The sequence below is a fragment of the Pseudomonas sp. MWU12-2037 genome (assembly GCF_023242345.1).
GTDB lineage: Bacteria > Pseudomonadota > Gammaproteobacteria > Pseudomonadales > Pseudomonadaceae > Aquipseudomonas > Aquipseudomonas gingeri_D.
Genome location: NZ_JALLIZ010000005.1, coordinates 117736 through 141491 on the forward strand (window position 1 = coordinate 117736; position 23756 = coordinate 141491).

General features: G+C 62.1%; 20 protein-coding genes. 11 read left to right on the plus strand and 9 right to left on the minus strand.

Annotation, left to right across the window (positions count from 1 at the left end):
• Positions 1-20 precede the first annotated feature (20 nt).
• Genes M5B42_RS10950 through M5B42_RS10970 form a run of 5 tightly spaced genes read left to right on the plus strand, consistent with a single transcriptional unit; the run spans position 21 to position 4873 of the window.
• On the plus strand, positions 21-1211 hold the full coding sequence (locus M5B42_RS10950; RefSeq protein WP_152740877.1) for a CoA transferase: 1191 nt from the start codon (positions 21-23) through the stop codon (positions 1209-1211).
• A gap of 15 nt (positions 1212-1226) precedes the next feature.
• On the plus strand, positions 1227-2195 hold the full coding sequence (locus tag M5B42_RS10955) for a hydroxymethylglutaryl-CoA lyase (RefSeq protein WP_248745812.1): 969 nt from the start codon (positions 1227-1229) through the stop codon (positions 2193-2195).
• Positions 2192-2587: a VOC family protein gene (locus M5B42_RS10960; protein WP_103494366.1), complete on the plus strand. Its 396-nt coding sequence runs from the start codon at positions 2192-2194 to the stop codon at positions 2585-2587. The genes M5B42_RS10955 and M5B42_RS10960 overlap by 4 nt, the downstream gene beginning before the upstream one ends.
• The gene (locus M5B42_RS10965; RefSeq protein WP_248745813.1) at positions 2584-3525 is read left to right on the plus strand and encodes a D-2-hydroxyacid dehydrogenase; all 942 of its coding nucleotides are present in this window, start codon (positions 2584-2586) and stop codon (positions 3523-3525) included. Before M5B42_RS10960 ends, M5B42_RS10965 begins: the two co-directional genes overlap by 4 nt.
• 31 nt (positions 3526-3556) lie before the next feature.
• Entirely contained in the window at positions 3557-4873 is a 1317-nt protein-coding gene (locus M5B42_RS10970) for a dicarboxylate/amino acid:cation symporter (protein WP_248745814.1), read from the plus strand.
• A 31-nt stretch (positions 4874-4904) separates the two neighbouring features.
• On the opposite strand, the gene M5B42_RS10975 is transcribed toward M5B42_RS10970, so the two are convergent.
• Positions 4905-5279, minus strand: a complete 375-nt coding sequence (locus M5B42_RS10975) for an antibiotic biosynthesis monooxygenase (protein ID WP_248745815.1) — start codon at positions 5277-5279, stop codon at positions 4905-4907.
• Positions 5280-5488: 209 nt separating this feature from the next.
• On the opposite strand from M5B42_RS10975, the gene M5B42_RS10980 reads away from it, so the two are divergent.
• Positions 5489-6346 carry a helix-turn-helix transcriptional regulator gene (locus M5B42_RS10980; protein ID WP_248745816.1) on the plus strand — a complete coding sequence of 286 codons (858 nt, stop codon included), beginning with the start codon at positions 5489-5491 and terminating at the stop codon, positions 6344-6346.
• Positions 6347-6403: 57 nt separating this feature from the next.
• Here the strand turns inward: M5B42_RS10980 and M5B42_RS10985 are convergent, their stop codons facing one another.
• Positions 6404-8461 (minus strand): carbon starvation CstA family protein, encoded by a 2058-nt coding sequence (locus M5B42_RS10985; RefSeq protein ID WP_248745817.1) that lies wholly within the window; start codon positions 8459-8461, stop codon positions 6404-6406.
• 163 nt (positions 8462-8624) lie between these two features.
• On the opposite strand from M5B42_RS10985, the gene M5B42_RS10990 reads away from it, so the two are divergent.
• From M5B42_RS10990 to M5B42_RS11005, 4 genes are all read left to right on the plus strand, one after another.
• The gene (locus tag M5B42_RS10990) at positions 8625-9986 is read left to right on the plus strand and encodes a cache domain-containing protein (protein WP_152739601.1); all 1362 of its coding nucleotides are present in this window, start codon (positions 8625-8627) and stop codon (positions 9984-9986) included.
• A gap of 30 nt (positions 9987-10016) precedes the next feature.
• Entirely contained in the window at positions 10017-10649 is a 633-nt protein-coding gene (locus M5B42_RS10995) for a response regulator transcription factor (RefSeq protein WP_248745818.1), read from the plus strand.
• A 108-nt stretch (positions 10650-10757) separates the two neighbouring features.
• Positions 10758-12083 (plus strand): LLM class flavin-dependent oxidoreductase, encoded by a 1326-nt coding sequence (locus M5B42_RS11000; RefSeq protein ID WP_248745819.1) that lies wholly within the window; start codon positions 10758-10760, stop codon positions 12081-12083.
• A gap of 77 nt (positions 12084-12160) precedes the next feature.
• Positions 12161-13102, plus strand: a complete 942-nt coding sequence (locus tag M5B42_RS11005; RefSeq protein WP_248745820.1) for a 5'-nucleotidase — start codon at positions 12161-12163, stop codon at positions 13100-13102.
• Here M5B42_RS11005 and kdpD read toward each other — a convergent pair.
• The 7 genes from kdpD to M5B42_RS11040 form a co-directional block, all read right to left on the minus strand.
• On the minus strand, positions 13089-15758 hold the full coding sequence (kdpD, locus tag M5B42_RS11010; protein WP_248745821.1) for a two-component system sensor histidine kinase KdpD: 2670 nt from the start codon (positions 15756-15758) through the stop codon (positions 13089-13091). The genes M5B42_RS11005 and kdpD overlap by 14 nt on opposite strands.
• A 26-nt stretch (positions 15759-15784) precedes the next feature.
• On the minus strand, positions 15785-16357 hold the full coding sequence (kdpC, locus tag M5B42_RS11015; protein WP_248745822.1) for a potassium-transporting ATPase subunit KdpC: 573 nt from the start codon (positions 16355-16357) through the stop codon (positions 15785-15787).
• 12 nt (positions 16358-16369) lie between these two features.
• On the minus strand, positions 16370-18448 hold the full coding sequence (gene kdpB, locus M5B42_RS11020) for a potassium-transporting ATPase subunit KdpB (protein ID WP_248745823.1): 2079 nt from the start codon (positions 18446-18448) through the stop codon (positions 16370-16372).
• 10 nt (positions 18449-18458) lie between these two features.
• Positions 18459-20231 (minus strand): potassium-transporting ATPase subunit KdpA, encoded by a 1773-nt coding sequence (gene kdpA / locus M5B42_RS11025; RefSeq protein ID WP_248745824.1) that lies wholly within the window; start codon positions 20229-20231, stop codon positions 18459-18461.
• On the minus strand, positions 20228-20320 hold the full coding sequence (kdpF, locus tag M5B42_RS11030; protein ID WP_248745825.1) for a K(+)-transporting ATPase subunit F: 93 nt from the start codon (positions 20318-20320) through the stop codon (positions 20228-20230). The genes kdpA and kdpF overlap by 4 nt, the downstream gene beginning before the upstream one ends.
• Positions 20321-20627: 307 nt before the next feature.
• A complete protein-coding gene (locus tag M5B42_RS11035) occupies positions 20628-21626 on the minus strand; it encodes a bile acid:sodium symporter family protein (RefSeq protein ID WP_248745826.1) in 999 nt (332 codons plus the stop codon).
• A gap of 258 nt (positions 21627-21884) precedes the next feature.
• Positions 21885-22658: an SDR family NAD(P)-dependent oxidoreductase gene (locus M5B42_RS11040; RefSeq protein ID WP_248745827.1), complete on the minus strand. Its 774-nt coding sequence runs from the start codon at positions 22656-22658 to the stop codon at positions 21885-21887.
• 155 nt (positions 22659-22813) lie between these two features.
• Here M5B42_RS11040 and gcvA point away from each other — a divergent pair, with 155 nt between their 5' ends.
• The gene (gene gcvA, locus M5B42_RS11045) at positions 22814-23737 is read left to right on the plus strand and encodes a transcriptional regulator GcvA (RefSeq protein WP_248745828.1); all 924 of its coding nucleotides are present in this window, start codon (positions 22814-22816) and stop codon (positions 23735-23737) included.
• The last annotated feature ends 19 nt before the right edge of the window (positions 23738-23756 follow it).

Consider the following 23756-nt stretch of genomic DNA (forward strand, 5'->3'; position numbering starts at 1 on the left):
CGACAAGAACGGAAAACGCCATGGATTTACCTCTGCAAGGTGTGAAGGTCGTGGAGCTCGGCCAACTGATCGCCGGGCCCTTTGCGGCGAAGATGCTCGGTGAGTTTGGCGCCGATGTGATCAAGATCGAGCCGCCAGTCACCGGCGACCCGCTGCGCAAGTGGCGCTTGCTGCACGACGGGACGTCCGTCTGGTGGGCCGCGCAGTCACGCAACAAACGCTCGCTGACCCTGGATTTGCGCCAGGCCGAGGCGCAGCAGGTGGTGCGCCAACTGGTGGCCGATGCCGATGTGCTGATCGAGAACTTCCGTCCGGGCACCCTGGAAAATTGGGGGCTGGGCTGGGACACACTGCACGCATTGAACCCCAGACTCATCATGTTGCGCGTCTCCGGTTACGGTCAGACCGGACCCTATCGTGACCGGCCCGGCTTCGGCGTGATCGGCGAAGCCATGGGCGGCCTGCGGCATCTCTCCGGCGAGCCCGGGCGCACGCCGGTCAGGGTCGGCGTTTCTATCGGCGACTCGCTGTCGGCCCTGCACGGGGTGATCGGGATTCTGCTCGCCTTGCGTCACCGTGAACAGAACGGCGGGGAAGGCCAGCAGATCGACGTGGCGCTGTATGAATCGGTGTTCAACATGATGGAAAGCCTGCTGCCCGAATACTCGGTGTTCAACACCGTGCGTGAACCCGCCGGCAGCAGTTTGCCGGGAATCGCCCCGACCAATGCCTATCGTTGTCGCGACGGCGGTTTTGCCCTGATCGCCGGCAATGGCGATAGCATCTATCAACGCCTGATGGAAGTGATTGGCCGCCGTGATCTGGCGAGTGATCCCGACCTCGCGCAGAACGACGGTCGCGTGTTGCAGGTCGAGCGCATCGATGCCGCCATCTCCCAATGGACCGCGCGGCTGGGCCTCGACGAAGTGCTGTCGATCCTGACCGAGGCACGGATTCCGGCCGGCAAGATCTACAACGCCGCCGATATCGCCCAGGACCCGCATTACCGGGCGCGGGACATGCTGCTCGACAGCCAGTTGGACGACGGCACTCCAGTGACCTTGCCCGGCATCGTGCCCAAGCTGGGCAGCACACCGGGCCGCGTAGCGCGCCCGGCACCCACTCTCGGCCAGCACACCCGCGAGATTCTCGACCAGCTTGGCATCGAGCCCGCGCAGCAGGCCGACTGGCGCCAGCGCGGCATCATTTGAACCCGAGGAATGCCCATGCAACGTCTTTTCCTGCAGGAAGTCGCCACCCGTGACGGCTTCCAGAACGAAGCGCGATTTATCGACACCGCCGACAAGATCGCCCTGATCGACAGCCTCAGCCAATGCGGCTTCGCCAAGATCGAGGTCACCTCGTTCACCTCGCCCAAGGCCATTACAGCGCTGCGGGATGCCGAAGCGGTGATGCATGGCATCCGCCGCAATCCGGCGGTGGAGTACACCGTGCTGGTGCCCAATGTGCGCGGCGCCGAGCGGGCCCTGGCGTGCACTATCGATGAAGCCAATCTGGTGATGTCGGTCAGCGAACCCCACAACCGTTCCAACCTGCGCATGAGCCGCGAGCAGTCGTTTGCCCAGCTCAGCGAAGTGTTCAGTGTGATCGGCCAGGCACCGGTGGCGATCAATGTGTCGTTGTCGACGGTGTTCGGTTGCCCGATGCAGGGCGATGTGCCGGTGGGGGAAGTGTTGCACTGGGTCGAGCGCTTTGCCGAACGAGGCGCCCGCGGGGTGACCTTGTGCGACACCACCGGCATGGCCTACCCGAGCCAGGTCGAGGCGCTGTCTCGTGCGGTGCGCGAGCGTTTTCCGGCGCTGCAACTGACCTTGCATTTCCACAATACCCGTGGCATGGCCCTGGCCAATGCCCTGGCGGCCATCGAGGCCGGTGTCGACCGTTTCGACGCCTCCCTTGGCGGCCTTGGCGGTTGCCCCTACGCGCCGGGGGCCAGCGGCAATGTCTGCACCGAAGACCTGCTGCACATGCTGCAGTTGATGGGTTTTGACACCGGGGTCGACCTGGACCGCGTGCTGGCGGCTGCCGCACGGTTGCCGGGGCTGGTCGGCCACGAGATTCCCAGCCAGATCCTCAAGGCCGGCAAACGCCTGGACCTGCATCCGATACCCGCCCATGTCGCCAACCTGGAAAAACAGGTGCCGTCGACCCGAACCCAGGAGCTGCAACCATGATCGACCATCTTGACCATCTGGTGCTGACCACCATCGACCCGGTGGCCGCCGAGGATTTCTATGTGCGGGTCATGGGGATGCAGGTGCAGACCTTCGCTGGCGGGCGCAAGGCGTTCGCCTTCGGCCAGCAGAAAATCAATCTGCACGTGCGCGGTCACGAGTTCGAGCCCAAGGCGCACCTGCCGGTGCCGGGGGCGCTGGACCTGTGTTTTATCGCCTCGATCCCCCTGGACCAGGTGATTGCCCATCTGGCCCGTGTCGACTGGCCGATTATCGAAGGCCCGGTGTTGCGCACCGGAGCCACCGGGCCGATCCGCTCGGTGTACGTGCGTGATCCGGACCTGAACCTGATCGAGATTTCCGAGCTCGTGCAGCCGGAGCGTGCAGTATGAGGGTGGTGTTTCTCGACAGCGCCAGTCTGCCCGTGGGCATTGCACGTCCAGCTTGGGTGACGGACTGGCAGGACCGTTCCGACACGACACCGGAGCAGGTGGTGGAAGCTGCCCGCAATGCCGACGCCGTGATCACCAACAAGGTCCGCATCGGCCGGACCGAACTCGAGCAACTGCCCAACCTGAGATTTATCTGCGTCGCCGCCACCGGCTACGACTGTATCGACCTGGTGGCCTGCCGTGATTTCGCCGTAACGGTGTGCAATGTCCCGGCCTACTCGGCGCAAAGCGTCGCCGAGTCGGTGATCGCGTCGATCTTCGCCCTGCGTCGGCAGCTGTTCGCCTACCAGGCCGCCGCCGTGCGCGACTGGCCGGATTCGCGGCACTTCTGCGTCCATCGCGCGCCGATCCGCGATGTGCAGGGCAGCGTGCTGGGCATCGTCGGTAAAGGCGCCATCGGCCAGGCCACGGCACGTCTGGCCAGTGCCCTGGGCATGCAGTTGCTCTATGCCGAACACCGTGGTGCGATCCCTGTGCGCAAGGGTTACCAGGCCTTTGAAACGGTGCTGGCGCAAAGCGATGTGATCTCGCTGCACTGCCCGCTGACCGAACACACCCGCCATCTGATCGGTGCCGCGGAGCTGGCACGGATGAAACCCGGCGCCGTGCTGATCAATACCGCCCGCGGGCCGTTGGTGGATGAGGCGGCGGTGCTCGCCGCCTTGGACAGCGGTCGCCTCGGCGGCGCGGCCCTCGATGTGCTGGGCCAGGAGCCGCCAACGGCTGACCACCCCTTGCTCACCCAGCGCCATGCCAACCTGATCGTCACGCCCCATGTGGCCTGGGCCAGCCAGAGCAGTCTGCAACGCCTGGCCGACGGCATCCTCGGCAACCTGCACGGCTACTACTCGGGGAACCTGATCAACCTCGTCTCGTAACGGCTTCACCCCCTAACAAGAAGGTCGACCCATGACAACAATAACAATAGGAAAACCGCGCCCTTCAAGGCTGCGCGGGGTGTTTCGCCATCTGTATGTACAGGTGCTGCTGGCGATCGTGCTGGGCATTGTCTTCGGGCATTTCTACCCCAGCCTCGGCGAAGAAATGAAGCCGCTGGGCGACACCTTCATCAAGCTGATCAAGATGCTGATTGCGCCGATTATCTTCTGCACCGTGGTCAGCGGCATTGCCAGCATGCAGAGCCTCAAGCGCATCGGCCGGGTCGGCTTCAAGTCGTTGCTGTACTTCGAGGTGCTGACCACCCTGGCGCTGGTGGTGGGATTGATCGGGGTCAACCTGATGCAGCCCGGCGCCGGCATGCATATCAACCCGGCGAGCCTAGATGCCCATGCCATCGACGGCTACAGCAAGCTGGCCCATGAACAGAGCGTGGTGGGTTTTCTCACCCATATCGTGCCCGGTACCGTGTTCGGCGCCTTTGCCGAGGGCGATATCCTCCAGGTGCTGTTCATTTCCATCCTGTTTGCCTTTGCCTTGCAGATGCTCGGCGCCGCCGGCAAGCCGCTGCTGAACCTGATCGACCTGGTGGCCCAGGCGTTTTTCCGCATGGTCCGGATCGTCATGTACGTCTCGCCGTTGGGGGCCTTCGGCGGCATGGCCTTTACGGTCGGCAAGTACGGCGTGGGTTCGCTGGGGGCGTATGGCAACTTGCTGATCTGCTACTACGTGACGGCGCTGTTTTTTGTCCTGGTGGTGCTCAATCTGGTGGCGCGATTGGCGGGCTTCAGCCTGTGGCAGTTCCTCAAGTACATCCGCGACGAGCTGTTCCTGGTGCTGGGCACCTCGTCTTCGGAGTCGGCCTTGCCGCGTTTGATGGGCAAGCTGGAGCGCCTCGGCTGCGAGAAATCGGTGGTGGGCCTGGTGGTGCCTTCGGGTTACTGCTTCAACCTCGATGGCAGCTGTATCAACATGACGGTGCTGGCGATTTTCATCGCCCAGGCGCTGGATATCCACCTCGACCTCTGGCACCAGGTGACCTTGCTGTTCATTCTGCTGCTGACCTCCAAGGGGGCGGCCAGTATCACCGGCGGAGCGTTTATCACCCTGGCGGCGACCCTTGGCAGCCTGGATGTCATCCCGGCGGCGGGGTTGGTGCTGGTACTGGGGGTCTACCGGTTTATTTCCGAGGGCGGGGCGTTGATCAATGTGATCGGCAACGGTGTGGCGACGCTGTTTATCGCCAAGTGGGAAGGGGCGCTGGACGAAGAGAAGCTGGCGGCCGAATTGCACAAGGGCTGTGCCCGTGAGCGAGAGGTAGAGTCCTGAACGAGTTGTCGTGAGGCAGCCCCAAGACCGCTCAGTCCACGAAAACTGAGCGGTTTTGGGTTTTTGAAGCAGCTTGCCCCGACTTGCTGGCGTTGTTTTCCCCTGCGTCGGGAGCGCCAAGCACAAAGGTCCCGAACTTGAGGGTATCGGCGAGTCGCTCCAGCGTCAGGGCGAACAGGTCCGCCAGGCAAGGCAGGCTGAAATGCGCTTCCATGGTCGCCGACGCGTTCCAGTAGCCGGTCATGATCCAGACGTCATGGCGCGAAGAGCAGCGCGTCAGGCTGTACGAGGTGCAACCGGAGAGGTTCTGCAAGGTTTCAACCAATGCGTTCAGTCGAGCCTGCAGGGCTGTTGAACAACTGTCTCTTGCGTGGATTTCAACGGTGCTGATGGCAACGAGGTGCATGGGGGTTACCTAGGTCAAGGTGGATCGGCCCGTGTGTATTCAGACCCGCGGGAACTGTGTGGCATCGACCCGCATGTCCGTACTCCTGGGTACTCAATAGGATCACCCACACGATACTCAGCCCTCGACTGGACGTCATTGCACAATATGGTCACACTATTTTTCAAAACGGCCAAATGTTCCCTCAGGCCCGAGGTTCAATTTCCTTGATGCAACGTTCATCCGACGATCTGGCGGGCTCACGGGATGTCGATAACATTCCCCGTCCCGTTTATGCCCTGAATGCTTCCCTGGTCTCCGAAGATTGGGAGCATGCCAAGCACCAGCACCGCAAGGCACAACTGCTGTATTCGGTACGCGGCATCCTCAATTGCGAGGTCGAGGACGGGGTCTGGATCGTGCCGCCGCAATGTGCGGTGTGGATCCCGGGCAGCATGCTGCATGTGGCTCGTAGTTCTGGCGAAACGGAGTGCTACTGCCTGTTTATCGAGCCTGAGGCCGTCGCCAATCTACCTCGATTCTGTTGCACCCTTGCGGTCTCGCCGTTATTGCGGGAACTGATCCTGCGGGCGGTGAGCCTGCCACATCTGTATGACGAGCAGGGGCGCGATGCCCGTCTGGTCGCGACGTTGCTCGACGAGTTATGCGAGGCTCCGGTGGAAGACCTGCACTTGCCCATGCCGCGAGACCGGCGGCTACGGCAACTGGCGCAGCGGCTGCTGGACGAGCCTTCGGCCAAGGTGCCGATGAGTGAATGGGCTACGCGTATCGGCATGAGCGAGCGGAGCATGAGCCGGCTGTTGTTGCAGGAAACCGGCGTGAGTTTCGGTCGCTGGCGCCGGCAGTTGCATATCATCCTGTCACTGCGACGCCTGACCCGGGGTGACAGTGTGCAGGCGGTTGCCCTGGACCTGGGCTACGAAAGTTCCAGCGGGTTTGTCACCATGTTCCGCAAGGCGGTCGGCAAACCCCCGGCGCGCTATCTGCTGGAGCGCGTGGTCAACACCACGCGGGAGGGCGGCTTTGCCAATGCGCCCGGTGGTATTGTGCTGGCTGCGGATAAATGAAAAAGGCTCCGTATCTTTCGATACGGAGCCTTTTTCATCTACGTCGGCAATCCTCGATCAAGCCTGCGGAATAGCCTGGAAAGGCGACTCCTTATCCGTACGCTCCTTGCTGCCCCAGGCCGCGACACCGACCTTGATGGCATAGAACAGGATGCTGAAGACCACGAACAGGAACAGTGCCGTCAGCGTGGCGTTGGTGTAGGCGTTGAAGATCACGTGCTGCATCTGGGTGATGTCCTTGGCCGGGGCGATCACCTGGCCGGCGTCCAGCGCGACGCTGTATTTCTTCGCCAGGGCGAGGAAGCCAATGGCCGGGTTGGCATCGAACAGCTTGATGAAGCCGGCGCTGGTGGTGCAGATCAGCAACCAGGTGGCAGGCAGCAAGGTCACCCAGATATAGCGCTGGCGTTTCATCTTGATCAGCACCACGGTGCCGAGCATCAGCGCGATACCGGCCAGCATCTGGTTGGAGATACCGAACAGCGGCCACAAGGTGTTGATCCCGCCCAGCGGATCGATCACGCCTTGATACAACAGGTAACCCCACATGGCCACGCAACCGGCGGTGGCGATCAGGTTGGCGGTCCAGGACTCGGTGCGCTTGAGCGCCGGGACAAAGGAGCCGAGCAGGTCCTGCAGCATGAAACGTCCGGCACGGGTACCGGCATCCACCGCCGTCAGGATAAACAGTGCTTCGAACAGAATCGCGAAGTGGTACCAGAACGCCATGGTGTTTTCACCCGGCAGCACATGGTGGAGGATCTGCGCGATACCGACCGCCAGGGTCGGCGCACCGCCGGCACGGGCCAGCACGGTGGTTTCGCCGATGTCCTTGGCCACGGCCAGCAGGGCGTCTGGAGTAATCGCGAAGCCCCAGCTGCTGACGGTCTGCGCCACGCTCACTGCATCAGCGCCCACCACGGCCGCCGGGCTGTTCATGGCGAAGTAGACGCCCGGATCGATGACCGAGGCGGCGACCATCGCCATGATTGCGACGAAGGACTCCATCAGCATGCCGCCGTAACCGATGTAGCGGGCATGGCCTTCGCTGGCCAGCAGCTTGGGCGTGGTGCCGGAGGCGATCAGCGCGTGGAAACCGGAGACCGCACCGCAGGCGATGGTGATGAACAGGAACGGGAACAGGCCGCCTTTCCAGACCGGACCTGTGCCGTCGACAAACTGGGTCAGCGCCGGCATTTTCAGCACGGGCATGGTGATCAGGATGCCGATGGCCAAGGCCATGATGGTACCGATCTTGAGAAAGGTCGACAGGTAGTCACGGGGTGCCAGGATCAGCCACACCGGCAGTACCGCGGCGACAAAGCCGTAGCCGATCAGCATCCAGGTGATCTGGATTCCGGTAAAGGTGAAGGCCTTGGCCCAGACCGGGTCGGCGGCAATCTGCCCGCCGAGCCAGATCGAGCCGAGCAGCAGGAGTACGCCGACAATGGAGATTTCACCGATACGGCCCGGGCGGATGTAGCGCATGTAGATGCCCATGAACATCGCGATCGGGATGGTCGCCATCACCGTGAAGATGCCCCATGGGCTCTCGGCCAGGGCCTTGACCACGATTAGCGCCAGCACCGCGAGGATGATGATCATGATCAGGAAGCAGCCGAACAGGGCGATGGTCCCCGGCACGCGGCCCATTTCCTCACGGACCATATCGCCCAGGGAACGGCCGTTGCGGCGGGTGGAGAGGAATAGGACGATAAAGTCCTGCACCGCACCGGCCAGCACCACGCCGGCGATCAGCCAGAGCGTGCCGGGCAGGTAGCCCATCTGTGCCGCCAATACCGGACCGACCAACGGCCCCGCGCCGGCAATGGCGGCGAAGTGGTGACCGAAAAGAATGTGTTTGTTGGTCGGCACATAGTCCAGGCCATCATTGTTGAGGACGGCGGGGGTGGCGCGACTGGGGTCGAGCTGCATCACCTTGTTGGCGATAAACAGGCTGTAGTAGCGGTATGCGACGAGGTAGATAGCGACTGCGGCGACTACGATCCAGAGGGCGTTGATGGCTTCGCCGCGGCGCAGGGCCACGACACTCAGCGCAAACGCTCCCAGGACAGCCACGGCAAACCAGACAAGGTGTTTAGCCAGACGGTTCATTGCGTGTCTCCTGCCAACAGTCGGTAGACTGCGGCGGTAATTTTTATAATTGTGTCCGCGGTGCGGAGCTGGCCCAATATCCGTGGATGCGGTCAACAAAAGTATCCGCACGACTACGTACGCAGCCTCTACGTAGTTCTACTGAGAGTCCCTGGAATTCGTCATGCAGCTCAAGCATAAAATCGTTGCCCTGGGGATCCTGCCCCTGGTCCTGGCTATCGCGGTCATCTGCGCGCTGGTGATCTCCCTGAACCGCCAACTGGGCGATCAGCAGGCGCAGCTGATCGAAGACAGCATTCTGGCGAGCAAGCGTGCGGAGCTGAAAAACTACGTCGCCATGGCGCAAAGCCTGATCGCGCCGCTCTATGACGACGGCAAGGGTGACGCCCATGCCCAGCAGCAGGTGCTGGAAGAACTGCGCAAATTGAGCTTCGGGATCAATGGCTACTTTTTCGTCTACGACCGCCAGGGCCGCAGCCTGATGCACTCGCGACAGTCGGAGCTGGTGGGCCAGTACCTCTGGGATATGAAGGACCCCCACGGCCTGCCGGTGATCCAGGCCTTGCTGAAAAGTGCCGAATCCGGGGAGGGCTTTCAACGCTATGCCTGGAACAAACCCTCGACAGGGCAGGTGACCGACAAGCTCGCCTATGTGGTGATGCTGGATAATTGGGGCTGGATGCTCGGGACCGGTATTTACCTTGAGGATGTCGAGCGCGCCACCCTGCAGGCTCGTGACGAGGTGGCCCAGGGCATCCGCAAGACCATGCTGGCGATTGCCGCGGTCGCCCTGGTGGCGGTGCTGTTGGTCTTCGCCAGCGGCATGACCCTGAACGTCAGCGAGCATCGCCTGGCGGACAAGAAGCTTCAGCGTTTGACCCAGCGCATCGTCAGTTTGCAGGAGGAAGAGCGTTCGCGGGTTTCCCGTGAGCTGCACGACGGTATCAGCCAGGTCCTGGTGTCCATCAAGTTTCAGTTCGAGCTGGCCAGTCATGTGCTGGAGAAAGGGCAGGACCGGGGCCTGGGTATTTTGCGAGAGGCCGTCGAGCGCCTGGGGGAGGCGATTGGCGAGGTGCGCAGTCTTTCCCATGACCTGCGCTCGTCGTTGCTCGATACCCTGGGCCTGGCGGCGGCGATCGGTCAGCTCGCCGCCGAGTTCGAGCAGCGCAGCGGGTTGCTGGTGACCTACGACAATAATGAATTCGATTGCCAACTGGCCGATGGGCTGCCGGTCTCGTTGTTTCGTATCGTGCAGGAAGGCCTGACCAATATCGAACGCCATGCCCAGGCGCACAACGTTTCGATTACCCTGCACGGGTCCGCCGAGTCCATCAGGCTGACGGTGATCGACGACGGTATCGGTTTTAACGTCGCCCAGGTCGAGCGGCGTCACGCGGGCATCGGCTTGCGTAATATCCGTGAACGGGTCGAGCATTTTGGCGGGCGCCTGGAGCTGGCGTCGATGCCGGGAAGAAGTGTGCTGGATGTGCTGCTGCCGCTTAAAATGCCCGCTACAAAGTACTGACTCAGCCCACAACAAGAGCGAGCGCCCCTGATGAGCCTGGTTTACCCAATCCGCGTCGCCCTGGTCGACGATCACTCCCTGGTCCGGGATGGGATCAAGGCCTTGCTGGCGATCATGCCCGCCCTGGAAGTGGTGGGCGAAGCCGAGAGTGGCGCCGAGGCGCTGGAGATGGTGCGGCGCTGCCAGCCGGACCTGCTGCTGGTGGATATCGGCCTGAAGGACATGAACGGACTCGAGCTGACCCGGATGTTGAGCAAAACCTACCCGTTGTTGAGGATCCTGGTCCTGAGCATGTACGACAACACGGAGTATGTCAGTGAGTCCGTGCGTTCCGGGGCCAGTGGTTATGTGCTGAAGAATTCCCCTTCACGGGAAATCATTGCCGCCATTGAAGCCATCGCCAGCGGCGGGACCTTCTACAGTGCCGCCATCGCCCAGCGGTTGATCGCCGACAAGCCCGCCGATAACGAGCTGACACCGCGCGAGAGCCAGGTGCTGCGCAAGATGGTCGAGGGCATGAACAACAAGGAAATGGCCCGAGAACTGGATATCAGCGTGCGCACGGTGGAAACCCATCGGTTGAGCATCCGCCGCAAGCTCAACATCGACAAGCCCGCGGCCCTGGTCAAATACGCGATTGACCACGGGATCATTTCGCATTAAATCGGCTTAAGGCCGCAGCGCAATGGCATAAGCCAGCACGTTTGATTATTGGACAGGCAAAGCTCGTCCGGTCGATGCTCGGGAATCTTCTTGACGATGGAGTTCCCCATGAGTGCACGACGCCAACTCAAACTAGGCGCCTTCATGCGTCCGGTCAGCATCCACACCGGCGCCTGGCGTTACCCTGGCGCTTATCCCGATGCCAACTTCAACTTCACCCACCTCAAGCGTTTCGCCCAAAGCCTGGAGCGCGCCCGGTTCGATGCGTTTTTCATGGCCGATCACCTGGCCTTGCTGAATATGCCCATCGAGGCCTTGAAGCGCAGTCATACCGCCACTTCGTTCGAACCCTTCACATTGTTGTCCGCCCTCAGCCAGGCCACCGAACATATCGGCCTGGTGGCGACCGCATCGACCACCTATGACGAGCCGTTTCATATCGCCCGTCGGTTCGCTTCCCTCGATCATTTGAGCAACGGTCGCGCCGGCTGGAATATCGTCACCACCGCCAACCCCGATGCGGCCCTGAACTTTGGCCTGGAGCAGGCCTTTTCCCATGATGAACGTTACGCCCGGGCACGGGAGTTCTACGATGTGGTGACCGGGTTGTGGGACAGTTGGGCGGATGACGCCTTTGTGCGCGATGCCGACAGCGGCGTGTACTTCGATCCGGACAAATTGCACACCCTGGACCACAAAGGCCGTTATCTGAGCGTGCGCGGCCCCTTGCATATCGCCCGTCCCGTGCAGGGGTGGCCGGTGATTGTCCAGGCCGGCTCATCCGAGCCGGGACGCCAGCTGGCGGCTGAAACGGCCGAGGTGATTTTTGTCGCGCCCGGCACCCTGGAGGAGGGCCGGGCGTTTTATGCCGACATCAAGCGCCGCATGCAGCTGATCGGTCGCAACCCGGAACACTTGAAGATTCTGCCCGGGGCCTTTGTGGTGGTGGGCGATACGCAAGAGGAGGCCCGGCGAATCCGCACGCACCTCGATAGCCTGGTGCATGAGCAGAGTGCGATGGCCTCGCTGTCGGTGGCCCTGGGGGTCGATGCCACGAAGTTTGATCCGGACGGGTTTCTCCCGCCAATCCCCGAAACCAATGGCAGCCAGAGCTCCCGCGAACGGGTGCTGGCCCTGGCTGATCGCGAGCAACTGACGGTCCGTCAATTGGCCCAGCGCCTCGGCGGTTATGCCGGTTTGTCGTTCGTGGGGACGGCCCGGAGCATTGCCGATGAGATGCAGCAGTGGCTGGAGACCGAGGGCAGTGACGGCTTCAACATCATGTTTTCCTGGTTGCCGGGCGGACTGGATGATTTTGTCGACAAGGTCGTTCCCGAGTTGCAGGCACGGGGCATTTTCCGGCGTGAATATGAGGGGACGACCCTGCGGGAAAATCTCGGATTACCACGCCCGGAGAATCGATTCTTTTCCTAGGTGCCGGGGGGCAGGCTGGTCACGGCCATCGACTGGCGGTTACTGATAGTATGTCGCCATGACGATGGAGATTGGTTATGCCCTATGAGCTGGATAATCGCTTGGTGATTGGCGTGGCATCGAGCGCTGTGTTTGACCTCAGTGCTTCGGATGCGGTCTTCAAGAGTCAGGGGGAGGAGGAGTATCGGAAATTCCAGGAGCGCAAGCTGGACGAGCCGTTGCCCAAGGGTATCGCCTTTCCTTTTATCAAGCGCCTGCTCTCTCTGAATGATCTGAGCGCCGATCCGCAAGACCCCCTGGTGGAAGTGGTGCTGCTGTCCAAGAATGATCCGGACACGGGGCTGCGGGTGATGAGAACCATCGATCACTATGGGCTGGGGATGACGCGGGCGATCTTCATGCAGGGCAAGTCGCCTTACGAGTACATCCCGGCCTTGAATATTGCGCTCTTTCTTTCGGCCGACAAGACCGATGTGGATGCCGCCATCAAGGCCGGGTATCCGGCGGGTCAGGTGATGGACTCGAAATCCGATGATGACGAGGATGACGATACCCTCAGGATCGCCTTCGACTTTGATGGCGTCCTCGCGGGGGATGAGTCCGAGTCGGTGATGCAGGCGTCCGGGCTGGTGGGCTTTCACGCCCATGAAGTAAAAAATGTGGCGCAACCCCACAACCCGGGACCTCTCAAGGAGTTCTTTGTGCGTATTGCGAAGATCCAGTCGGAGGAAGAGAAATACAAGGCGCAGAACGCCGAGTACAAGAACCGTCTGCGGGTTTCCATCGTGACCGCCCGCAGTGCGCCGTCCCACGAACGGGCGCTGAATACACTGAAGAGTTGGGGCGTCATGGCCAACGACGCTTTTTTCCTCGGCGGCATCGAGAAAGGTCGAGTACTGGCGGTGCTGAAACCGCACATCTTCTTCGACGACCAGTCGGGGCACCTGAAGTCGGCCAGCGCGGTCGTGCCTTCCGTGCATATTCCGTTCGGTGTGACCAATCAGCCTAAGGCTCAATGACCGGCGGCTCTTCCCGAGGCAGGCGCAGGGTGAAGAGCGCACCACCTTCCGGACGGGTGACACCCAGTATGGTGCCGCCATGGGCCTGGGCAATGGCTTTGCAGATGGCCAGGCCCAGACCGACACCCGGAATCGAGCTTTCCTTTTTTCCGCGCACGAATTTACTGAAGAGGGTTTCCTCGTGACCACGAGGCAAACCCGGGCCGTCATCGGCCACCCATAACTCGATAGTCTCAGCCGTGGCCCTTGCCCCCAGGTGGATGGGCGTTTGCGCGGGCGTGTATTTGACGGCGTTTTCGATCAGGTTGATCAGCAGGCGTTCAATCAATACGCCGTCGATATGCACCACCGGTACGTCGTCGTCCAGGACAACCTGCACAGGATGACTGCCCAGGATAGGTTGCAGGGCTTTCAGGGCGCTGCCCACCACGTCCTTGATCGGCTGCCACTGTCGGTTCAGCGCCAGCTTGCCGGACTCCAGATGAGCCATGTCCAGCAGGTTGTTGACCAGGGTATTCATGTGCAGCGCGGACTCTCCGACGGCACTGGCGATCTGTGCGGCATCGCCCGACAGGGGAGGGCTTGTCTGCTTGAGGGCTGCGCTGAGTCCCACCAACACTGACAGAGGCGTTCGCAGGTCATGGGAAATGGCCGCCAGCAGTGAGTTGCGCAAGCGCTCGGACTCCATCTGAACCGTGGTGTCCTGGGCCACATTGACGTAGTGAATCCTTTCGAGGGAGATCGCCAGCAATGAGCTGCAGGTGTCGAGCAGTCGCCGCTGTTCCGGTACCACCAGGCGACTGGCGTCTCGTGGCTGCACCGCCAGTACCCCGCGCACCCGCATGGGCGCCGCCAGGGGTAGATAGAGCGTGGCGCTCGAAGGCAGCGTGTCGGTGCCATAGCCGGCCGGCTCGGTTTTATCGTAAGACCACTGGGCAATGGCGATGTCGACCTGTGGAGGATCGCCGATGATCATCGGGGCCTGCAGCTTATTGTCGTCGTCAGCGACCAGCAGGGCTGATCGTGCACCAAACTCGGCGGCCAGAAAACGGGCGCCAATCTCCGCGACCTGTTCGGTCATCAAGGCCGCCGACAACAGGCGTGACATCTCGTACAACGCCCGCATGCGATCTTCGCGGCGTTGCGCCACCCGTGCCTGGTAGGTCAGGCCGGCGGTCATCTGGCCGATCACCAGGGCGACAACCAGCATGACACAGAAGGTCACCAGGTACTGGACATCGGCAATGGCGAATGAATAACGCGGCGCCACAAAGAAGAAGTCGAAGGATGCCACGGACAAAAAGGCCGCCAGAACGGCCGGGCCTCGACCAAAGCGCACCGCCGCGGCAACGACGGCGAGCAGGAAGATCATGACGATATTGGCCTGCTCCAGGATCTGGGCCAGGGGCATGGCCGCCAGGGTCGTCAAGATGCAGAGTGCCACGCTCCAGAGATAGGGTTGCAACACCAACGGGCTGTGGGTTGCCGTAAAGCCTGTCTCGGTTTGCATCCGCTGGCTGGCGGGAAGAGAGACCTGGATCACATCCAGGTCCGCACCCAGTGCTCCGATGCGATCGGCGATCGCCCAGCGCCAGAATCGACGACGCAGGTGCTCGTCACGGCCCAGCACGATTTTGGACAGATTGTGTTGCCGTGCATATTTGACCAACACCTCGGCAATATCCTGGCCGGCCAGGGTCGAGATTTGCGCCCCCAGGTTCTGGGCCAGCTTCAGGGTCGCCAGAACGCGGCGGCGCTTGGCCTCGGGCAGGCGCTGCAAGGCCGGGGTTTCGACATACACGGCGTGCCACGGCACATTGAGCTGGGCGGCCAGGCGTGCGGTCGAGCGCACGGTCTTTTCCGCATGCTCGTGGGGACCGATGCAGGCGAGCAACGACTCGCGCGTGCCCCAGACCGGCTTGACCGAGGTATTCAGGCGGTACTGCAGCATCTCACTGTCGACCCGGTCGGCGGTGCGCCGCAGCGCCAGCTCGCGCAAGGCGATCAGGTTGCCTTTGCGGAAGAAGTTCTGCACCGCACGCTCGGCCTGCTGGACCAGATAGACTTTGCCTTCCTTGAGGCGTTGCAACAGATCATCGGGTGGCAGGTCGACAATGACCACCTCGTCGGCGGTGTCGAACACATGGTCGGGCACGGTCTCCCAGACCTTGATCCCGGTGATGCCGCCGACGATGTCATTCAGGCTCTCAAGATGCTGGACGTTCATGGTGGACCAGACATCGATACCGGCGCCGAGCAGTTCTTCCACATCCTGCCAGCGCTTGGGGTGGCGCGAGCCAGTGATGTTGGAGTGTGCCAGCTCGTCAATCAGGATCAGGGCCGGTCGGCGCGCCAGAGCGGCGTCCAGGTCGAATTCGGTCAGGGTCCGGTGCTTGTCGACGACCTGTTTGAGCGGCAACTGTTCAAGCCCATCGGTCAGTGCCATGGTTTCGGCTCGGCCGTGGGTCTCGACCACGCCGATCAGCACATCGACATTTTGCAGCTTGGCGGTCTGGGCGGCGGCCAGCATCGCGTAGGTTTTACCGACGCCGGCACTGGCACCGAAAAAAATCTTCAAGCGACCGCGTTTGGCTTGCGCTTCTTCTTCGCGGATCTGTGCCAGTAGCTGGTCCGGATCAGGACGTTGTTCGGCCATCAAGCCCACCCTGGGTCAGTGGGCACTCAATGCGCGGCGTCGAGTGCCAGGTTCAATGCCAACACGTTGACCCGCGGCTCGCCGAGGAACCCGAACAGCATGTTTTCCGAGTGCTCGGCGATCAGCTCGCGGACCCGCTCGACGGGCAGGTTGCGCATACGTGAGACGCGTGCGGCCTGGTAGAGGGCGGCGGCGATACTGATATGCGGATCAAGGCCACTGGCCGAGCTGTAGACCAGATCGGCGGGTATCGTGGCGGTGTTCCCCGGATCGGCGGCGTGCAAGGCGTCGATCCGGCCCTTGATGGCATCGCCCAGGGCCGGGTTCAGCGGGCCCAGGTTCGAGCCGCCCGAGGCCAGCGGATTATAGGCCATGGGGCTGGTGGCGGACGGCCGACTCCAGAAGTACCTGGGGTCACTGAACCCTTGGCCGATCAGCAGCGAACCCACGGCTTTACCATCCCTTTCCACCAGGCTTCCCGCCGCCTGATAGGGGAACACCAGCCGGGCGATCCCGGTGGTGAGCAGCGGATAGGCGAGGCCGGTGATCAGGGAGAGTGCGATCAGCAGGGTCAAGGCGGGACGCAACAGAGCTAGCATGACAGTACCCCCTCAAGTCAGACCGACAGCAGACAAGGCCATGTCGATCACCTTGATGCCGATAAATGGAACGATCACCCCGCCCAGCCCATAGATCAACAGGTTGCGGCGCAGCAGCGAGGCCGCGCCGACCGGGCGGTATTTCACCCCTTTGAGCGCCAGGGGAATCAGGAAGATGATGATCAGTGCATTGAAAATCACCGCCGAAAGCACTGCGGAGTTGGGACTTGTAAGGCCCATGATATTGAGGGCCGAGAGCTGCGGGTAAGTGGAGACAAAGGCGGCCGGTACGATGGCGAAATATTTGGCGATGTCGTTGGCGATCGAGAAGGTGGTCAACGAACCACGGGTCATCAGCATCTGCTTGCCGGTCTCGACCACCTCGATCAGTTTGGTCGGGTTGCTGTCCAGGTCCACCATATTACCGGCTTCCTTGGCCGCCTGGGTGCCCGAGTTCATCGCCACGGCCACGTCGGCCTGGGCCAGTGCCGGGGCATCGTTGGTACCGTCCCCCGTCATGGCCACCAGCCGACCTTCGGCCTGGTAGCTGCGGATCAGTTGCAGCTTTTGTTCGGGGGTCGCTTCCGCCAGAAAGTCATCGACCCCGGCCTCCGCGGCGATGGCGGCAGCGGTGACCCGATTGTCGCCGGTCACCATCACCGTCTTGATGCCCATGCGTCGCAGCTCGACGAAGCGCTCCTTGATCCCGCCCTTGACGATGTCCTTGAGTTCGATGACCCCCAGCACCTTGGCCCCGTCGGCGACCACCAGCGGTGTGCTGCCCCGGCGTGCCACTTCCTCGATGTTGGTTTGCACCGCGGCCGGAAAGCTGCCGCCCAGGCTCTGGACGTGCTTGAGGATCGCCTCGCCGGCGCCTTTGCGCAGTTGCCGGTCACCGAGGTTGACACCACTCATGCGGGTCTGCGCGGAAAAGTGCACGAAGTGCGCATCGAGCGCCGCGATATCCCGTTCCCGCAAGTTGAATTTTTGCTTGGCCAGCACCACGATGCTGCGTCCCTCGGGCGTTTCATCGGCCAGGGACGCCAGTTGCGCCACATCGGCCAGTTCCGCCTCCTTGATGTCCGGCGCCGGCAAAAAGGCCGAGGCATGGCGGTTGCCCAGGGTGATGGTACCGGTCTTGTCGAGCAGCAGCACGTCGACATCCCCGGCGGCCTCCACGGCCCGGCCAGAGGTGGCGATGACATTGGCCTCCATCATGCGGCTCATGCCCGCCACGCCGACTGCCGACAGCAGGCCGGCGATGGTGGTGGGAATCAGGCACACCAGCAGTGAGATCAGCACGGTGAGCGAGACCGGCACACCGGCTTTCACCACGGCAACGCCAAACAGCGAGAAGGGCAGCAGGGTTACCGTGACCCCGAGGAACACGATGGTCAGCGCCACGAGGAGAATCGACAGGGCGATTTCATTCGGGGTCTTTTGCCGCTTGGCGTTCTCGACCATCGCGATCATGCGGTCGACGAAGGTTTCACCGGGGTTGGCCGTGACCCGTACGATGATCCAGTCCGAGAGGACCCGTGTCCCGCCGGTCACCGCCGAGAAGTCGCCGCCACTCTCGCGTATCACCGGGGCTGACTCGCCGGTGATGGCCGACTCATCCACCGAAGCGGCGCCTTCGATCACATCACCGTCGGCCGGTATGAGTGAGTTGGCCAGGTCGCCGGCTTCAACCACCACGACATCGCCTTTGCACAGATCGCTGGATTTGGCCAACTGCCACTCGGCACCGTAGTGGGGCTCGCGCAGTTTCTTGGCCCAGGTTTCCTTTTTGAGATTGCGCAACGAAGCCGCCTGGGCCTTGCTGCGGCCTTCGGCCAGGGCTTCGGCGAAATTGGCGAACAGCACCGTGAACCACAGCCACAAGGCGATCGCCAGGATGAAGCCGGTGCTGGCTTCGCCCTTGCCGCCGAGGGCCTGGACCCACAAGCCGGTGGTGATAATGGCGCCGATGTAGACGACGAACATCACCGGGTTGCGCCACTGGACTCGCGGACTGAGCTTGCGCAGGGCGTCGACGACGGCAGGTCGCAGCAGTGTCGGATCGAACAGGGAGAACGCTTGACGTGTCATGTGCCTGATCTCACTTGAACAGCATGAGGTGTTCGACTACCGGGCCCAGCGCCAGCGCCGGCACGTAGTTCAGCAAGCCGACCAGCAACACCGTGCCGATCAGCAGGACGACGAACAGCATGCCGTGGGTCGGCATCGTGCCGCCGGTCACCGCCAGGCGCTTCTTGCCGGCCAGGCTGCCCGCGACCGCCAGCACCGGCACGATGACGCCGAACCGGCCAAACCAGCAGACGACGGCCAGCAGCGTGTTGTAGAAGGGTGTATTGGCCGACAGCCCGGCAAAGGCACTGCCGTTGTTATTGGCCACAGAAGTCAGGGCATAGAGGATTTCCGAAAAGCCATGGACACCGGGATTGGCGATGCCCAGGCGGCCCGCATCGGTCATGACGGCGACTGCGGTGCCGAGCAGCACCAGCAACGGCGTGACCAGAATGGCGATGGCGACCATCTTCATCTCGTAGGCTTCGATCTTCTTGCCCAGATACTCGGGTGTGCGTCCGATCATCAGCCCGGCGATAAATACCGCGAGAATGGCGAATACCAGCATGCCGTACAGCCCGGAGCCGGTCCCGCCGAATACCACCTCGCCCAGTTGCATCAGCACCAGGGGCACCGCGCCGCCCAGGGGGGTGAACGAGTCGTGCATGGCATTGACCGCACCGCACGAAGCCGCCGTGGTCACCGCCGCGAACAGGCTTGAGGCACTGATGCCAAAACGCAGTTCCTTGCCTTCCATATTGCCCGCGGCATTATCGATGCCCAGCGAGGCGAACTGCGGATTGCCGAGTTGCTCGTAGTGGGTGACGGCGATCACCGCAATCACGAAGAGGATGGTCATGGTTGCCAGCAGGGCCCAGCCTTGGCGTATGTCGCCGACGACATGACCGAAGACGAAGCACAAGGCGGTGGGGATCAGGAAGATCGCGATCAGTTGAAAGAAATTGGTGACGGCGGTGGGGTTCTCGTAGGGGTGCGCCGAGTTGGCGTTGAAGAAGCCGCCACCGTTGGTGCCGAGCATCTTGATCGCTTCCTGGGAGGCCACCGGTCCCATGGCGAGGGTCTGTTTATCGGTACTGCTGGCCACGGTCAGCGGATTGCCCTTGGCGTCGACGCTCGGCTGGCCCGCGGCGTCGAGTACCGGGGCCTGGTACTGCATGACCTCCAGCGTGGTGACGTCCTTGTACGGGGCAAGGTTCTGGATCGCCCCCTGGCTCACAAGGAACAGCGCGAAGATCAGCGACAGCGGCAACAGGACCCACAAAGTGATCCGAGTGAGATCGACCCAGGCATTGCCGATGCTGTCGGCGCTGTGGCGGGCAAACCCACGGACCAGGGCAATCGCCACGACGATACCGGTGGCCGCGGACATGAAGTTCTGCACCGTCAAGGCGAGCATCTGGGTCAGGTAGCTCATCGCCGACTCGCCGCTATAGGCCTGCCAGTTGGTGTTGGTGACAAAACTGGCGGCGGTATTGAACGACGAGTCCGGGGTGATGGCGGGAAACCCCTGCGGGTTGAAGGGCAGCACGCCTTGCAGCCGTTGCAAGGCATAGACGGCCAGCAGCCCCAGGCTGTTGAACAGGATCAGGGCCAGGGCGTATTGCAGCCAACCCATCTGCGTTCCAGGCTGGACACCGGCAAGCCGATACAGCGGTGACTCGACGCGCGAACCGAAGGCGAAGCGGCCTTCCATCACGCTGGTCAACCAGCGCCCCAAGGGCCAGGCCAGAATAACCAGCAGCAAAAGAAAGGCCCCGAGCAGGACCCAGGCTTGAAGATTCACAGGAAGTCCTCCGGAAACAGCAGCGCCGCGACCAGGTAAACCAGCAGGCCGGCTGCTATCAGGCCGCCGAAAAGATAGAAGGCGGTCATGACCGTCTCCTTTTCAGCGCCGCACAGCCGTACGCCATGCCCACCAGGCTGATGAAGAACAGTGCACCGAGTACCAAAAAGATGAAGTCCATGGCATTTCCTCCAGTGATGGAGGGAGCATAGCCGGACATCTAGAAAATGCTTACAAGGATTGGCGCAAGCCAAAGGCTCTGCGCCAGTGGTGTGGCTTGAGGTCATGACCCGTTTTTGTTGGCGGGAATGACCTGGAAACTGGCTCACCTGAAAAGGCAGTCAGGCGCTTCCAAACGGGTGCGATCCAAATCGCTGATTCATGGATTGGAAACCATCAAGGATCGACCTGGCCCATCAGCTCAGCCACCGACTCCTGCCGTTTGGCATAACGCTGGGCCAGCACCGCACAGACCATCAGCTGAATCTGATGGAACAGCATCAGCGGCAGGATCAGCACGCCGATGGTGCTGCCGGCGAACAGCACCTGGGCCATCGGCACGCCGGTGGCCAGGCTTTTCTTCGAGCCGCAGAAGAGGATGGTGATGCGGTCTTCCTGGTCGAAGCCAAAGGCCTTGCCCAGCACGGTGGACGCCAGCAGCACCAGCCCGAGTATCACGCCGCAGACCACCACCAGGCCGGCCAGGTCCCAGAGCGGGATCTGATGCCAGATGCCTTCGTTCACCGCTTCGCTGAAGGCGCTGTAGACCACCAGCAGGATCGAGCCCTGGTCAACGAACTTCAGCCAGGCCTTGTTACGTCCCACCCAGGCACCGATCCAGCGTCGGGCGATCTGCCCGGCAATGAACGGCAGCAGCAGTTGCACGCTGATCTTCAGGATCGCATCGAGGGTCGAGCCACCGCTGCCGTGCACGTCCAGCAGCAAGGTCACCAGCAACGGGGTGAGGAAGATGCCGAACAGGCTTGATGCCGCCGCGCTGCAAATCGCCGCCGGCACATTGCCCCGGGCCAGGGAGGTGAAGGCAATCGCCGACTGCACCGTGGCCGGCAGGGCGCAGAGGTAGAGCATGCCCATATACAGCTTGTCGCCGATCAGCGGAGACAGCAGCGGCTTGAGCGCGACGCCCAGCAGCGGGAACAGGACAAAGGTCAGGCTGAACACCAGCAGGTGCAGGCGCCAGTGGCCGGCACCGGCGATGATCGATTCGCGCGACAGTTTGGCGCCATGCAGGAAGAACAGCAGGGCAATGGCGATATTGGTCAACCAGCTGAAACCGACGGCGACCTGGCCACTGGCGGGCAGGAAGCTGGCGAGAAGCACCACGCTGACCAGGGTCAGGGTGAAGTTGTCGGGCAGGAAACGAGGGCGAGTCATCAGGCGGGTCATCCAGAAGCCAGAAACAGTAGAGGGACTTTAGCCTGTCTACGGATTGCCGACTAACGCCAATAAGTCCATGAATGTCGCCTAACGGACATAACGTAGCGCCCAGCCGTATTCATGGCCACGCTCCGGGAAAAAAGCCGGAAAGCCCGCACGGCCCATGACTCCGGGGCGATGCAGGCGTGTTTCAGAGGACCGTCGTCAGTTTTGTTCGAACGCTGCATTCCAATCCAGCATGTTTTCTCCCATGGCTCAGATACGGCCGGCAGTGACGCCACCATCGACGGGCAATACGGTGCCGGTAATCCACGACGCCTGTTCCGAAGCCATGAACAGGATGGCCTCGGCCACATCGCCAGGCTGACCGTTGCGCCCCAGCGGGTGGAAGGCGTTGAAGGTCGGTAACACGGCCTTGACTTGTTCGCTGTCCATGAAGGTGTTGTACACCGGCGTTTCGACCACGGCGGGGGCGACGGTGTTGATGCGGATATTCGACGACGCCAGCTCGATGGCCAGGTTGCGGGTCAGGGCATGGACGCCGGCATTGGCTGCCGAGTAGGCCGCCGACGGCGTCGCGCCAATGGCTTGCAGGGCCCACAGGGAGCCGGTCTGCACGATGGCGCCGCCGCCACGTTGCTGCATGGCTTTGGCGGCCGCCTGGGCCATGAAGAATTTGCCCTTGAGGATGATATCGACGAAGCCGTCGTATTCCTGCTCGTCCAGCTCGAGGAAAGGTTTGGGGTTAAACACACCCGCGTTGTTGATCAGAATATCCACGCCGCCGAACTCGGCGCTGGCCAGCTCGACCAGGGCCTGAGCCGTGGCGGGCTTGGCGATATCGGCCGCGAGGAAACGCACTTGCTTGCCGGTGGGGTCGATCTGCACGGCGGCTTTTTCCAGTTTCGCCTCGTCACGGCCGCTGATCACCACGCTGGCGCCTTCGGCCACCAGGCGTTGCGCCACTTCCTTGCCGATGCCTGAACCGCCGCCGGTGACGATGGCGACCTTGGAAGAAAATCTTTTCATGTTTTTGCCCTGTGCTGGGTGAGTGAAATAACCTGAACCGTTCTACGCTGGGTCTTCGTTGCTGTAGTGCTTCGGCTTGGGTGCTATTCTTCGCCTTGCCAGCAGGGCTCACAAATCAGAAGTTTTTTTCATTCATTAAAGAAAATCTTTAGCAGATGACCGCACCAACCTATCTCAACGCGCTTCGCGCATTCGAAGCGGCTGCCCGGCACCAGAGCTTTTCGGCCGCGGCCGCAGAGCTTCATGTCACTTCCGCGGCCGTGGGCCAGCAGGTGCGCACGCTGGAGGCGTGGCTGGGGATTGCCCTGTTCAATCGTGCTTCTAGTGGTTCGACGCGGCTGGTGCTGACCGATGTCGCGCGCAAGGCGCTGCCGGATATTCGTGACGGCTTTGAGCGCCTGAGCGTTGGGCTGGCGCGCTTGAAGGAGGGGAGGCTCAGCACCGGGCTGACCGTAACGGTGAGCCCGGCGTTTGCCGCCAAGTGGCTGTTGCCACGGATCGAGCGTTTCCAACTGGCCTATCCGCAGACCGATGTGCTGTTGGACACCAATCTCAGGCCCGTGGATTTCATTGCCGAAGGCATGGATATCGGCGTGCGTTATGGTGCGGGACGTTGGCCGGGATTGACCGCGATCAAATTGATGGACGAGGAAATGTACCCGGTGTGCGCGCCCAGCTATCCATTGCTCAAGGCCGGGCGATTACCGGGCAAGCGCCTGGCCGAGGCGACACTGATCCATGATTTGTCGATGGCCGGCGATCCGGCCTACCCGACGTGGCGGACCTGGCTCGATATTTCGGGATACGGCGATATCCAGGCGGAACACGGGCTGCGCATCAACAACTCGGCGGCCGTGCTGCAAGCGGCCATCGATGGCCAGGGCCTGGCCCTGGGGCGCAGCGTGATGTTACGCGATGACCTGGCGGCGGGTCGGCTGATCCGCCCCTTTGGCGAAGCCAGTCATCCATTGGTGTTTGCCTACTACATCGTCTATCGACCCGAGATGGAGGGGTTGGCAAAGATCCAGGCGTTCCGTGACTGGCTGCTTGAGCAGGCGTCCCCCAGCGTTGGAGGCTGAGTTCCTCTCTTTCCTTGAA